Raw genomic sequence first — 13,085 nt, 5'->3', positions numbered from 1 at the left:
TGCTCCTACATGCTTTTTATTTTTTTTATGTGAGCTGCAACCGCTGTATCAGCGAACGAAGCATGAAAATCAGCCACTTTATCTTGAAACGCTTGTTTGTTAGGATAAGTCACTTGTACGCCTTCTGCGATCACGGCTTTAAGCGCCTCATCAGATGCGTTTTGCCACAATGAACGTTGGTACTCAACTGAGTCGGCCATTGCTTGGGTTAACCACTGTTGTTGTTCATTGTTAAGTGAGTTCCAAACTTTTAAGCTTGCTAAAATCACATCAGGAACAAACGTATGTTCGTCCAGCGAATAATATTTAGCGATTTCGTAATGACGAGATAAGTAATAGCTTGGCGGATTATTCTCTGCGCCATCAACTACACCTTGTTGCAGTGCGGCATACAATTCGCCCCATGCAATCGGTGCTGCAGCGCCGCCTAACGCTTGTACCGTCGCCACAGCTGTAGGGCTATTTAACACGCGAATTTTTTTTCCTATTAAATCATCCGGGGTATTAATCGCGCCATTGGTGGTATAAAAGCTGCGGCTGCCTGCATCGTAATAGCCCAAACCTTTAAGCCTTGCAGTGCTTACTTTATTAAGTAGCTCGGTGCCTAAATCGCTTTTAAGTACACGCCAAAAATGTTCGCTATCGCGAAACAAATACGGAATGCCGAATACTTTCATTTCTGGTACAAAACCTTCCAGTGGGCTTGCCGACACTTTGGTGATTGATAAACTACCGATTTGCAACAACTCAATGAGTTCACGTTCAGACCCCAACTGACCACCTGGATAAATAACAATTTCCATTGTGTCATTAGAATAAAATGCCAAACGTTTAGCCATATATTCCATTGCTTGATGTACCACATGACGCGTGTCTAATGTATGTGCTAAAGTTAATCGCACTGTTTTTTTGTCATCGCTGCAACTAGTTAGCAAAAATAACGACAAAAACAGCATTATCTTTATGAGAAGATTTCTATTCATTATTATTTCTTCTTATCGCTATATGATCATGAAAGAGCTGATTATCTCAGCTCGCCCGGTTGATATTTATCCATATCATCATAATCGAGGTTTTCGCCTGCCATACCCCAAATAAAACTGTAGTTTTGTGTGCCAGCACCCGAGTGAATTGACCACGGTGGCGATACCACGGCTTCCTCGTTATGTACCCAAATATGGCGTGTTTCAGTCGGCTCGCCCATAAAGTGACACACAGCTTGCTGCTCTGGCACTTCAAAATAAAAATACACTTCGTTACGACGATCATGCTGATGAGCAGGCATGGTATTCCAGACGCTGCCTGGTTTTAATTCCGTTAGCCCCATTTGTAGTTGGCATGTTTGTACTACGGTATTGATCAGCATCTGATTAATATCGCGCTCATTGGAGGTTTCAAGCGCACCTAAATGCAATACATTAGCATCATTACGCGTCACTAACTTATTTGGATATTTGTGGTGAGCTGGTGCAGAATTAAGATAAAATTTTGCAGGATTGCCACTGTCATGACTAGTAAACAGCACCTCATTGGTATCTTTACCTAAATACAAGGCATCTTTATAGCCAAGCTGAAAATCTTCTCCATCAGCAGTTATCGTGCCGCTGCCGCCAACATTGATCACACCAAGCTCTCTACCTGTTAAAAAGTTTGCTGCTTTTAAGTTGTCTACCGTTTCTAACCTAAGCGGTGCTCTGGTTGGCACCGCACTGCCCACCATGAAACGCTCGTAGTGGGTGTATAACCAATAAATGGTGTTCTCTTGCATGAGTTTGTCGACCAAAAACTCATCTCTTAACTGTTGGGTGTCATAGCCTTTAACTTCATTTGGACCAACGGCATAACGTGACTCTATTTGTGTGTTCATAACATGCTACCTAAAATTAAAAATTATCGTGCTAACCAGCCACCATCAACGGCAAGAATATGGCCATTGACATAGTCACTGGCTGTTGAAGATAAAAATATGGCTGAACCAATTAAGTCTTCTGCTTCACCCCAACGCCCCGCAGGGATACGCCTTTCAATTTCACTATTACGGGCGGCATCATCTTGTAATGCTTGGGTGTTGTCGGTTCTAAAATAACCTGGCGCAATAGCATTAACCTGAATATTGTGTTGCGCCCATTCGTTTGCCAGCGCTTTAGTAAGACCCGCTACCGCATGTTTGCTCGCGGTATATGCTGGTACTGTCATACCGCCGCTGTATGACAGCATTGAGGCAATATTAATTATTTTTCCAAACCCTTGTTTGATCATGTTTGGCGCAACCGCTTGGGCCAATAAAAAACTGGCATCAAGGTTTACTTTCATCACGTTCTGCCACTGCTCATACGGGTAGTCAACCGCTGGGCTGCGAAATATAGTGCCGCCAACATTGACCAAAATATCTATTTCGCCATGTTCCGTTAACGCTTTGTTTGCTAATGCATTAACTGAGTCTGCATTACTCAAATCAGCAGCATAATCAAAAGCCACACCGCCACGTTCTTCGATCATCTGACACGTTGCTTGGCAGCCACGCTCTTTGCTACTACTGCAAATAACCTTTGCGCCAGCAGCGGCTAAACCCAGTGCAATTTGTTGACCCAGGCCGCGGCTTGCACCTGTGACGAGTGCTGTTTTTAAAGTTAGATCAAACAAGGTGGCTGTCATTTTAAACTCCTGTATTAAAGTATTTATTACGTAATTACTAATTCAATGTAAATTGAATTAACTAAACTTGTTAACACTCATTCTTCGCTACCGGTGGCAATTTGTCAAATACTATTTGCCACCGGTGGCAAATATGACTAAGATATAAATATCAATCAGCCCATATAACGTTTATAGGTTCTTATTATGCAAGCACTGAATAGAAAAAACTTTAATAAAGACAAATACCCAACAAAAATAATGCAATACGGTGAGGGGAATTTCTTGCGTGCATTTATCGATTGGCAAATTGATAAACTCAATGAAACAAGTGTTCTAAACGCCGGCGTTGCAGTTATTCGTCCTATTGATTATGACGCAATTCCTTTACTTAATGTTCAAGACGGTTTGTATACCACTATTATTCGTGGCTTAAACGAGCAAGGTGAAACCGTCGCCGATCATCGTATTATTAGTTCAATCAATGAAGAAATTCCTGTCTATAAAGATTTTCCGCGTTATATGGCATTAGCTGAGAATCCGGATCTGAAAATTATTTTTTCAAATACCACTGAAGCTGGTATTGAATATATTGATACTGATAAACTCGACGACGCTCCCGCTAAAGCATTCCCAGCTAAATTAACGCAGTGGTTGTTCCATCGCTTTAATCACTTTAACGGCTCAGCTGACAGCGGTATGGTGATCATCCCTTGTGAGTTAATTGACTACAATGGCGAGAAACTCAAAGAAATCGTGTTTCAATACTGCCAACTTTGGCAACTACCTGAGGCGTTTTCAAGCTGGTTGAATGAAGCTAACCACTTTTGCTCAAGCTTAGTTGACCGTATTGTCACCGGCTTCCCCCGTGATGAGCATCAACAACTACAAGAATCGTTAGGTTATTTAGATAACTTTATGGTGACCGCTGAGTACTTTCACTTGTTTGTTATTCAAGGACCGCAGCATCTAGCACAATTATTGTGCTTGCAAGACAGTGATCTAAATATAAAAATTGTTGATGATATTTCACCTTACAAACAACAAAAAGTCGGTATTTTAAATGGTGCTCATACGGCTTTAGTGCCACTAGCTTACATGGCGAACATTGATTCTGTTGGCGATGCGCTCGCCGAGCCTTTGTTTGAAAAATACTTAACACAATTAATCTTTGCTGAAATTATTCCCACTCTTGATTTACCTGAAGATGAATTAAAGCGCTTTGCCAATGATGTACTGAATCGCTTTAGAAACCCGTATATTTGCCATTTATTACTGTCTATTTCGCTCAACAGTATGACTAAATTTAAGACACGTATTTTGCCGCAGTTGCACACCTATATGAAAACAAATAACGCAGTACCGAATATGATGGCACTGGCGATTGCAGGGCAAATTTTGATGTATAAAGGTCTACGTAATAAGCAGCAAATTGAATTGAGCGATGCACCACAATGGTTAGAACTATTTAATACCCTGTGGCATGACTTTGATAACAATACCCTGTCCTTAAACGCGCTTGTTGAACAAGTACTAGGGGCACAGTGGCACTGGGAAAGCGATTTAAATACGCTGCCAGAATTAACCAATACAGTCACAACTCACTTACGTAATATGCTCATCGAGGGTGTAGTAAGTACACTAACCAAACAGTTAGGCCAATAATATGAAACCATTAATTAAACTACACCCAACTGATGATGTTGCCATTGCAATGCGTAATATCACCGCTGGTGAAATATTGCCCGTTGATGGCGAAGAGATCTTAGTCAATGAGAACATTGATAAAGGCCATAAAGTGGCGCTGCGTGATATTAATAAACAAGAGAATGTTATTAAATACGGTGCCCCCATTGGCTTTGCCCTAGAGAATATTCAAAAAGGCGGTTGGGTGCATACCCATTGCGTTAAAACCACCCTCAATGATGAACTGGATTATCAGTATATTCCCGAGTTTATTGAACAAAGTGAAGCGACCCCTTCGCCTGAAGTAAATATTTATCGTAGACAAAACGGTGAAATTGGCATTCGTAATGAAATCTGGCTGATCCCTACGGTAGGCTGTGTCAATGGCATGATCAACCAAATGATCAAAGAGTTTAAACTGCGTCATCCACAATTAGAAATTGATGGCATTTATGCGTTTCCTCACCAGTTTGGGTGCTCTCAGCTCGGTGATGATTTAGACACAACACGGATACTGCTACAAAACATGGCACTGCATCCAAATGCTGGTGGCGCTTTAGTCGTTGGCTTAGGCTGTGAAAATAATCAATTACCGGCATTTCGTGATGGCTTAGGGGATTACGATGAAGGCCGCATTAAGTTTTTGATCACCCAACAAGCGGATGACGAAATTGAAGAAGGCGTTGCGCTAGTTGAACAAATTTATGCCCAAGTAAAACAAGATAAACGTCAACCAGGTACTTTATCTGAAGTAAAGTTTGGCCTTGAATGTGGTGGTAGCGATGGTTTGTCTGGTATTACGGCGAATCCGATGCTGGGTTATTTTTCAGATTATTTAATTGCTCAAGGTGGCACAACGGTATTAACCGAAGTACCTGAAATGTTTGGCGCTGAAACTTTATTAATGTCGCGCTGTAAAGACGAGGAAACCTTTAACAAGCTCGTTAACATGGTTAATAACTTTAAAGGTTATTACAAAGCTCATAATCAACCTATTTATGAAAATCCGTCGCCAGGTAATAAAAAAGGCGGGATCACTACCTTAGAAGATAAATCATTAGGGTGTACGCAAAAAGCCGGCACCAGCAAAGTACAAGCGGTTTTGCACTATGGTGAGCGCCTGCAAATACCTGGATTAAATCTATTGGATGCACCAGGTAACGACCCTATTGCCACCAGCGCACTTGGTGCTGCAGGTTGTCATATGGTGTTATTTACCACTGGTCGCGGTACGCCTTATGGTGGATTTGTGCCAACGTTAAAAATTGCTACTAATTCAGAACTTGCCAATAAGAAAAAACGCTGGATAGATTTTGACGCTGGCGTTTTAATTAACGATGTCTCAATGGAGCAAGTCCACGGGGAGTTTGTTGAACTGCTAGTCAACATCGTAAACGGCCAGCCAACTTGCAATGAAATAAACGACATTCGTGAAGTCGCTATTTGGAAAAAAGGAGTGACGTTATAAATGACAGCTAAGTCCATCGCAATTATTGGCGAATGTATGGTTGAGCTTAGCGGCCAACCATTTACTGCCATGCAACAAAATTATGGCGGCGATAGCATGAATACCGCCATTTACTTAAAAAAACTCGCAGGCAATGAAGTAAACGTCAATTACGTCAGTGCCATGGGCACTGATCCACTAAGTCGTGCACTGATTGAAAAATGGCAAGCTCACCATATTAATACTGACAATGTGCTGCTCAGTCATAACAAACAACCGGGTTTGTATATGATTCAAAACGATGTGTCAGGGGAGCGTACTTTTCAGTATTGGCGTAGCGACTCAGCCGCTAAATATTTATTGCAACATGCTGATTTTAAAAAAGTGCTAACCAGTCTTGCCGAAGTTGATGCTATTTATTTATCGGGGATCTCGCTGGCAATTTTAGCAGAGCAAGATTGCCATACTTTACTCAGCCATTTAGCGTTACTAAAACAGCAAGGGATAAAAATTATTTATGATAGCAACTATCGCCCTGCATTATGGTCAAGCAAAATGCACTGCCACCTTGCCAATAATAAAGCATATGCACTAGCCGATTTAGCATTAGTGACCTTTGACGATGAAGCACAATTATGGGGAGATAGTAATGTTGCGAAATGTACCGAACGTTTGCACCAACAAGGGGCTCACGAGGTCGTTGTAAAACTCGGCGCGGATGGCTGCCAATACAGTATAAAACACCCTGATAATTCAATTTCAGTCGAGCTATTTAATACTGTCACTGTAGAAAAAGTGATCGACACTACCGCCGCAGGTGACTCATTTAATGCCGGCTTTTTATCTCAGTGGTTAACAGAGCAGCCTATAAAGCAGTGCGCGCAAGCAGGTAATTTACTGGCCACCCAAGTGATCCAAAAGCGTGGAGCAATTGTCGAGATTAACATTGCGACAATCAAAAACTACTAATGCAGTTAGCGCTTTATTTAGCCCGCTAGAAGTTAAATGCTTAAATCGATTAGTTAAGACTCTTTAACGTCTGACACCGAACCTGAGTGCATACCTAAGTTTACTTATTCTAAAGTAAGTGCTGTGAGACGCTTATTTTTTTTAAGTAAACTTCCTCTCATGGGTATGCACTCTAATTTATCATTACTACAACATTCACTTATGGCTAAGGGGCTGGTTTGCCATCGGCATCGATGCCACGCTTCCAATACGCTGAACACACTATTTTTGCACTGGGGACCGCAAACTGCTCTTTCGCAAGGTTTTGAATTGTGCGCACAAGTGAGCCTTCAAGCCCCATAAAAACTAATGGTGTGCCCGTGTACTTATTTAAACAGTGCGCGACCTGCTCTACTAACTCTATTTGTGGCTCAGTCGTAACTAACCACTTAATACGATGTTTAGTATGCACCTCTATTGTATCTAATTTGATGATATCTTGGGAGTCTGTAACGTGTATGACCACATCAACATCAGCTGTTGCAGGTAGTTGTTGTAAATAGCCGTTAATAGCATTAACTGAGGTTAAATCAGCAATCATCAAATACTGCGACTGACTAAAATCCCCCAACTTTTTAGGGCCAGGGCCTGCAATTGCGAGTTTATCACCAGGTTTTGCTTGTTTAGCCCAATCAGTTGCGATACCACGATGCTGATTGACGACAAAATCAAGCGTAATTGTATGGTTAATAGTATCAATCGCTCTGATTGTATATGAGCGCTTAGGTGCTGGTTCAGCTGCTTTGAGGTCAATTTCAACCTCATCTTGTCCAGCATGTGGTAATAGTACTTTTACGTACGCACCTTGTTGATCCGCAGGAAAATCATGAAACTCATCTGAGCCAACAACCAAACGCTTTAAATGCGGAGCTATCGCTGTTGTGCTTATTACGGTTGCACGACGTACTTTTCTACTCATTTTCATCTCCTCAGAAGGTTTATTTACATGTTTAATTGCACAACGCCCCATTGGTTGATAAAATCAACTATAACAAATTAATTGACTTTGTCAACTACATTGAGAGTTTTATGAATACACCTTTATCAAATACGCTGTTTGAATTGATACAAAATTACCGCGTCACAATTCGTGAAGCAATTAACGCAGGCGAACTTGGTATAAATGCTATGCACGTACGCTGCATACATATTATTGCGAACGTAAATAACTGTACGGCTAACGATATTGTTACTAAAACGCAGCGCGACAAAGCGCAAATAGCACGTTTAATTAAAGATCTTATTGGCTTAAATTTAATAAATAAACAGGCAAGTGAGCACGATAAGCGCTGCTTTATTTTGTCGCTCACAGAGCAAGGTAAAGTTCTTTTTGATAAGTTATTAGCCTCAGAGCAGAAAATAAATAATCAAATGTGTAAAAACTTAAACCCTCAGCAAATCAAAGACTTTTTAGATATCGCACAGCAAATGATCAAAAATATGGATTGATCGGTTATACATTCCTTGGCATAACTTACACAAAACACATATACTGTACACTTATACAGTGTATGCATTTTAGGTTGTGTTATGTTTGTAATTCCCATTTATATAGAAGCAGGCGTGTGTGGTTTTGAATCGCCCGCAGCGCAGTACACCGAGCTAGGTGTAACCCTTGATGAGCTTTTAATAAAGCACCCAAATGCTACCTTTATTGGCCTAGCATCGGGCAACTCTATGCAAGAAGTCGGAATTTTTGAAGGGGACTTATTAGTTATCGACCGTGCAGAGCCTGCAGAAAATGGTGACGTTATTGTTGCTAACTTAAATGGTCTTTTTGTATGCAAACTGCTTGATAAAACCAATGCGCGGCTGCTTTCAGCGTCTTCTTTACATAAGCCTGTACAACTCACCTCTGCAGACGAGTTTCAGCTCGAAGGCGTAGTAACGCTATCAATAAGAATGCACAGGCAAAGCCCAGAGTTACTAAAATGTATGCCTTAGTTGATGCTGTGTCGTTTTATGCCAGTGCCGAAAAAGTATTCGACCCTGCTATTCGATCCAAACCCGTGGTTGTACTTACCAATAACGATGGCTGTGTATGCGCTATTTGCCCTATTGCTCGGCGCTTAAATATTCCTAAATTTGGCCCGTACTTTAAAGTTAAGCATTTACTTGAGCAAAACAACGTTGTTATTCGCTCTAGCAATTACGAGCTTTATGCTGATTTAAGCGACAAAATGATGAATATCATCGCTCGCTTTTGCGATACACAGCACATATACAGTATTGATGAATCGTTTTTGCACTTTGATGGCTACACATCATTAATTAAAGACTGGCATGAATACGGTCATACAATAAGGCGCACAGTATGGCGCGAAACAAAGCTTCCTGTAGGTGTTGGTTTTGGCCCGACCCCTACTTTAGCAAAAGCCGCTAACCATGCCGCTAAAAAGCTCAGTGGTTTTAATGGTGTTGCAGTAATAAATAGCGAACAAACTCGCCAAGCTATTTTACAAAGAATGAGCTGCGAAGATGTGTGGGGAATAGGCCGGCGGCTAGCTAAAAAACTTAAAATAATGAATATACACACCGCCTGGGATCTTGCTCAGCAAAACCCTAGAGCAATGCGCCGTGCATTTAGTGTGATTGTTGAACGCACAGTAAGCGAGCTTAACGGGATAACATGTTTAAACTGGGATGATGTACGACAAGATAAGCGGGAGATTTATTCAACCCGTAGTTTTGGAGAGCGCATATGTGAGCCAACAGCACTTAAAACAGCGCTAATTAACCATGTAACCACAGTGGCTAATAAATTAAGAGCGCAACACTCGCTCACTCACCAGCTTTATATTTTTGCAGCCAGTGGCGCGCACGAAAATAGATATTATAAAAAATCGTTTGTGTATAAGTTCCCCTCACCCACTAACGACACCTGCGTGATGGCTAATGCTGTATCTGAGGTATTTAATAAGATTTACCAACCCGGTATACGGTTTTATAAATGTGGTGTAGGCGCGGTAGAGCTAATATCAGAACAGTTTCAGCAAAATGACTTATTTAATAAAAGCCCTGATAATCCTAAACTTATGCAATGCTTAGACACAATTAACAATCGATACGGAAAAGGAATGCTAAGCCTTGCAAGTAGTAAATTAAATGACCGGTGGCACATGAACCGTGATTTTTTGTCGCCGCAGTACACTACGCGTTGGCGCGATATCCCTAAAATATACTGCGAATAATTTGCTACTTACTAGATGCTTTCTTTACTCTCATCTGCTTTTTTAAATGTGCACTCTACATTAGGTTCGCTCAATGTGTATTTGAGTGTGTTATCGGCTAAAAACTTGATACTTTGACTGATTGTTTTTTCGTTTGCTGGGCTTTCACAACGGCTCATTCTTAAGCCGTTTTCAAGGCCATCACTTTTATATTTAAGCGTGCTGGTTATAAAGCAAAAGTTTGGTTTTTTAATGGTTCGGGTACCATTGTGGAGCGATCCAAATACAATTTGCTCACCAAGTTTAAAACCCGCACTTAAATCACTTTCATCTGTCAAACTCAAATTGCTGTTAACGCATAACCCTGAGTTGCTCGACATAACTTCGTAGGCACCTAATTTTGACTTTAAAAGCGGTATAAATCGTGTTTTATTACTCGGCTCAGAAAAAGCATTTGCACTTGTAAAAGCGACAGTTAATAAAGCGAGTGTTAAATATTTCATTTCGTGGGTGTATCCTCGTGAGTCAGCGTGTTAAATAATAGCAAAATGCCTAATCACTTAGCTTTTATAACTTTTAACAACTATAACAGAGATTTACTATAAAAGGAGAGAAGTCGTATTCAGGAACCAAGACACGAGCAGCTAAGGGAGCTTTGCTCGACTATTACTAATTCTTACATGTGTGTAAGCCAGTAAGATAACGCAAGAGCAATTACCGTTCCCATTAGGTTACAAACCTCGTGCCGCGAATAAATCCCTTAGATTGAACACATTTAAATCCACAAAGATTCCTCCTAGATACCACATTACAAACCATTTTGCTGTTAAGTACTTTAGTTAATACGTAGTTAAACAACAAAACGATTTATATCAATGCGCTTACTTGTAGGGAAATTGAACTCATTAAATTGTTTAAATAGTGTACAAATTACTATTTATTTTATTGCCAGTACTTTGCAAATAATAAAGGGTAGCTTTGCTTTAAAAACTTAGGTTTGCCTTTAAAACGTTTACCTTTGGGTTCATCACTGCCTGATGGAATAAACGGTAATTCATCTTCGCTGCGTTCTTCAAATAATAAACCGGCTATTAAATCATACTCATCAATATACGGGTAAGGCTGCTCATTTAAGTAATAAACAGGTGTACACTGCGCTAACGAATCAGCATTTTCTAAAGCGTTTTCGAATACTGTTTTACCGCGTGAAATTAACCAACATCTAAACTCGCTAAAACCGTAATCGTCGTTACATCCAGCCATCACAAAGGCGGCACCAAACAAATCCCAGGTAAAACATTTACGCATATGTATGCCAAAGTGTTTATCAAAATCAATAAGGTGCTGATCGCTTAAATCATTCAGTTTGTTTTTTAGGTTATCGCTCACACTTTGCGGATCGAGCCCTAAATCCGGCGTTGTTACTAAATCCCAAAAAGCCTGCTCTGTTAACGTAGCCATTATAAAATCTCTTTTACTCGGCCAACTTGACCATCTTCTAAACGTACTTTAATGCCGTGTGGGTGATTTGGTGATTTTGTTAAAAGGCGCTCAACCACACCTTCTGTTAATGTGCCGCTGCGTTGATCTTCTTTTAATACAATATTTACTGTGGTACCTGGTGAAATTTGCGAACGCGAAGGAACAGCCATAATTTAAACCCTAAAAATAATTTATCTAATTATAACGTCCATGTGATGTCATACCAACTAAACCGCTGTTAATTGGCTAAAAATGAGATGTGTGCTGGTTTTGCGTTCAACTTAATAGCTGTTAGCTGGCTAAGTATAATCTGCGTTAACTCATCAAGTTGCGGTTTTGCATCTTCACCGGCTATCTCATCAATAAAGTAACATTGTACTTTTAACGTGTTTACTTCGTTATTTAAATCAACTGTATGCGTTAGATAATCAAAACCAATTACCATTTCTTTTATTGCTTCGCATGCATTAGTAAGCGCTAAGCGAATTTGCTTATCGCGCTGTTTTTGAGTTTTAGTCATAAATATAAAGGTTACTTATTTAGTCTGGGCTTGTTGCTGTTTTTTAAACTCTTCGTAGTTAGAGTCTTGTTTATCTAGGCATTCGTAATATTCTTTGTCAGCTTTATAGTTACACTCATCAAGGCGCGCCGATTGTAATTCATGAAAACGTGCATCAGAGCTGCAACCAGCCAAAACACATGATCCAATAATAAGTAATGCGCTGCTTTTTAGTTTATTGATAAACATTAAATTTCCTTACACTTTCTATATCGAAAAAGCGTTAAATTATTACGATACTATTGTATATTAGCGCCATAAAATCTTAATATCCAAAGGATCTATTACTATGATGTCGCAGTTACAAAAGTTGTTTCAGCGTATAGACAAAAGCAAGATATTTCAATCATTTGTTATAGCTGTAATTATTGTTTCTGCCCTTACAGTAGGTGCACACACTTACTCACTACATCCTACCGTAGAGCTTGCTCTTAATTGGATGGACGTTGGCATTACTGCATTCTTTTTAATTGAACTAATAATCCGCTTTGTTGCAAGTAAAGGCATTAAAGACTTCTTTTCTAAGGGATGGAATATATTTGACACTATCATAGTATTGGGCAGTTTATACCCTGCTGCTGGCTCTACAATGTTAATTGCTAGGCTGTTGCGCATATTTAGAGTGTTACGATTGGTTTCGATGATCCCAGAGCTGCGCTTATTGGTTAACTCATTGCTCAAAGCCATTCCGCAAATGGGTTATATAGCCCTGTTAATGTTTGTTATTTTTTATATATACGCTGCAATGGGTAGCATGATGTTTGCTGAAATCAACCCTGTACTTTGGCAAGACGTCTCAATATCAATGCTTACCTTGTTTAGAATAGCAACGTTTGAAGATTGGACCGACATAATGTACGAAACAATGGCGGTGTACGAATTAAGCTGGATTTATTACCTTACGTTTATATTCTTAACTGCATTTGTATTTTTAAACATGATGGTAGGTGCAATACTTGAGGTAATGAGTGAGGAGCACCGAAATGCCCGAGAAGAGCTTGCGGATAACGATTCTCTACCTGCAACACAAGGTCAGGTAAATGAGCTACAAGTACAAATTGCAGAGCTTAAAGCGCTATTAAGTAAAGACAAATAGAAA

The 13,085-nt window shown here is 40.1% G+C and carries 16 protein-coding genes; 7 read left to right on the top strand and 9 right to left on the bottom strand.

Annotated features, from left to right (window positions below; genetic code table 11):
* Positions 1-5 precede the first annotated feature (5 nt).
* Genes H5115_RS00695 through H5115_RS00685 form a run of 3 tightly spaced genes read right to left on the bottom strand, consistent with a single transcriptional unit; the run spans position 6 to position 2,655 of the window.
* The gene (locus H5115_RS00695; RefSeq protein WP_033020923.1) at positions 6-983 is read right to left on the bottom strand and encodes a TRAP transporter substrate-binding protein; all 978 of its coding nucleotides are present in this window, start codon (positions 981-983) and stop codon (positions 6-8) included.
* A 41-nt stretch (positions 984-1,024) separates the two neighbouring features.
* A complete protein-coding gene (kduI, locus tag H5115_RS00690; RefSeq protein WP_182753068.1) occupies positions 1,025-1,867 on the bottom strand; it encodes a 5-dehydro-4-deoxy-D-glucuronate isomerase in 843 nt (280 codons plus the stop codon).
* Positions 1,868-1,890: 23 nt separating this feature from the next.
* The gene (locus H5115_RS00685) at positions 1,891-2,655 is read right to left on the bottom strand and encodes an SDR family oxidoreductase (protein ID WP_182753066.1); all 765 of its coding nucleotides are present in this window, start codon (positions 2,653-2,655) and stop codon (positions 1,891-1,893) included.
* Between the two features lie 186 nt (positions 2,656-2,841).
* Here H5115_RS00685 and H5115_RS00680 point away from each other — a divergent pair, with 186 nt between their 5' ends.
* From H5115_RS00680 to H5115_RS00670, 3 genes are read left to right on the top strand one after another with little or no spacing between them, the layout of a single operon-like run.
* Positions 2,842-4,299 carry a tagaturonate reductase gene (locus tag H5115_RS00680; protein WP_004334823.1) on the top strand — a complete coding sequence of 486 codons (1,458 nt, stop codon included), beginning with the start codon at positions 2,842-2,844 and terminating at the stop codon, positions 4,297-4,299.
* A 1-nt stretch (position 4,300) separates the two neighbouring features.
* Positions 4,301-5,788, top strand: a complete 1,488-nt coding sequence (locus H5115_RS00675) for a UxaA family hydrolase (protein ID WP_182753065.1) — start codon at positions 4,301-4,303, stop codon at positions 5,786-5,788.
* The gene (locus H5115_RS00670; protein WP_182753063.1) at positions 5,789-6,736 is read left to right on the top strand and encodes a sugar kinase; all 948 of its coding nucleotides are present in this window, start codon (positions 5,789-5,791) and stop codon (positions 6,734-6,736) included.
* A 205-nt stretch (positions 6,737-6,941) separates the two neighbouring features.
* Here the strand turns inward: H5115_RS00670 and H5115_RS00665 are convergent, their stop codons facing one another.
* The gene (locus H5115_RS00665) at positions 6,942-7,694 is read right to left on the bottom strand and encodes a siderophore-interacting protein (RefSeq protein WP_182753062.1); all 753 of its coding nucleotides are present in this window, start codon (positions 7,692-7,694) and stop codon (positions 6,942-6,944) included.
* Positions 7,695-7,804: 110 nt separating this feature from the next.
* Here H5115_RS00665 and H5115_RS00660 point away from each other — a divergent pair, with 110 nt between their 5' ends.
* The 3 genes from H5115_RS00660 to H5115_RS00650 all read left to right on the top strand — a co-directional run bounded on the left by H5115_RS00660 (position 7,805) and on the right by H5115_RS00650 (position 9,966).
* Positions 7,805-8,224 carry a MarR family winged helix-turn-helix transcriptional regulator gene (locus H5115_RS00660; RefSeq protein WP_182753061.1) on the top strand — a complete coding sequence of 140 codons (420 nt, stop codon included), beginning with the start codon at positions 7,805-7,807 and terminating at the stop codon, positions 8,222-8,224.
* A gap of 81 nt (positions 8,225-8,305) precedes the next feature.
* A complete protein-coding gene (locus H5115_RS00655; protein WP_004334808.1) occupies positions 8,306-8,719 on the top strand; it encodes a S24 family peptidase in 414 nt (137 codons plus the stop codon).
* The gene (locus H5115_RS00650; RefSeq protein ID WP_182753060.1) at positions 8,707-9,966 is read left to right on the top strand and encodes a Y-family DNA polymerase; all 1,260 of its coding nucleotides are present in this window, start codon (positions 8,707-8,709) and stop codon (positions 9,964-9,966) included. The genes H5115_RS00655 and H5115_RS00650 overlap by 13 nt, the downstream gene beginning before the upstream one ends.
* Positions 9,967-9,977: 11 nt before the next feature.
* Here H5115_RS00650 and H5115_RS00645 read toward each other — a convergent pair whose 3' ends face one another.
* From H5115_RS00645 to H5115_RS00625, 5 genes are all read right to left on the bottom strand, one after another.
* Positions 9,978-10,448, bottom strand: coding sequence for a hypothetical protein (locus H5115_RS00645; protein ID WP_182753059.1), 471 nt, complete (start codon positions 10,446-10,448; stop codon positions 9,978-9,980).
* 439 nt (positions 10,449-10,887) lie between these two features.
* Positions 10,888-11,406: a DUF4240 domain-containing protein gene (locus H5115_RS00640; RefSeq protein WP_182753058.1), complete on the bottom strand. Its 519-nt coding sequence runs from the start codon at positions 11,404-11,406 to the stop codon at positions 10,888-10,890.
* Positions 11,406-11,597 (bottom strand): YwbE family protein, encoded by a 192-nt coding sequence (locus tag H5115_RS00635; protein ID WP_004334795.1) that lies wholly within the window; start codon positions 11,595-11,597, stop codon positions 11,406-11,408. The genes H5115_RS00640 and H5115_RS00635 overlap by 1 nt, the downstream gene beginning before the upstream one ends.
* Before the next feature lie 68 nt (positions 11,598-11,665).
* Positions 11,666-11,947: a hypothetical protein gene (locus tag H5115_RS00630; protein WP_182753057.1), complete on the bottom strand. Its 282-nt coding sequence runs from the start codon at positions 11,945-11,947 to the stop codon at positions 11,666-11,668.
* A 15-nt stretch (positions 11,948-11,962) separates the two neighbouring features.
* The gene (locus H5115_RS00625) at positions 11,963-12,175 is read right to left on the bottom strand and encodes a hypothetical protein (protein WP_004334789.1); all 213 of its coding nucleotides are present in this window, start codon (positions 12,173-12,175) and stop codon (positions 11,963-11,965) included.
* Positions 12,176-12,275: 100 nt separating this feature from the next.
* On the opposite strand from H5115_RS00625, the gene H5115_RS00620 reads away from it, so the two are divergent.
* Positions 12,276-13,082, top strand: a complete 807-nt coding sequence (locus H5115_RS00620) for an ion transporter (RefSeq protein ID WP_004334787.1) — start codon at positions 12,276-12,278, stop codon at positions 13,080-13,082.
* Positions 13,083-13,085: the final 3 nt, after the last annotated feature.

Source organism: Pseudoalteromonas sp. SR44-2 (genome assembly GCF_014163745.1).
Classification (GTDB): Bacteria; Pseudomonadota; Gammaproteobacteria; order Enterobacterales; family Alteromonadaceae; genus Pseudoalteromonas; species Pseudoalteromonas distincta.
This window is presented reverse-complemented; position numbering and strand designations above follow the sequence as displayed.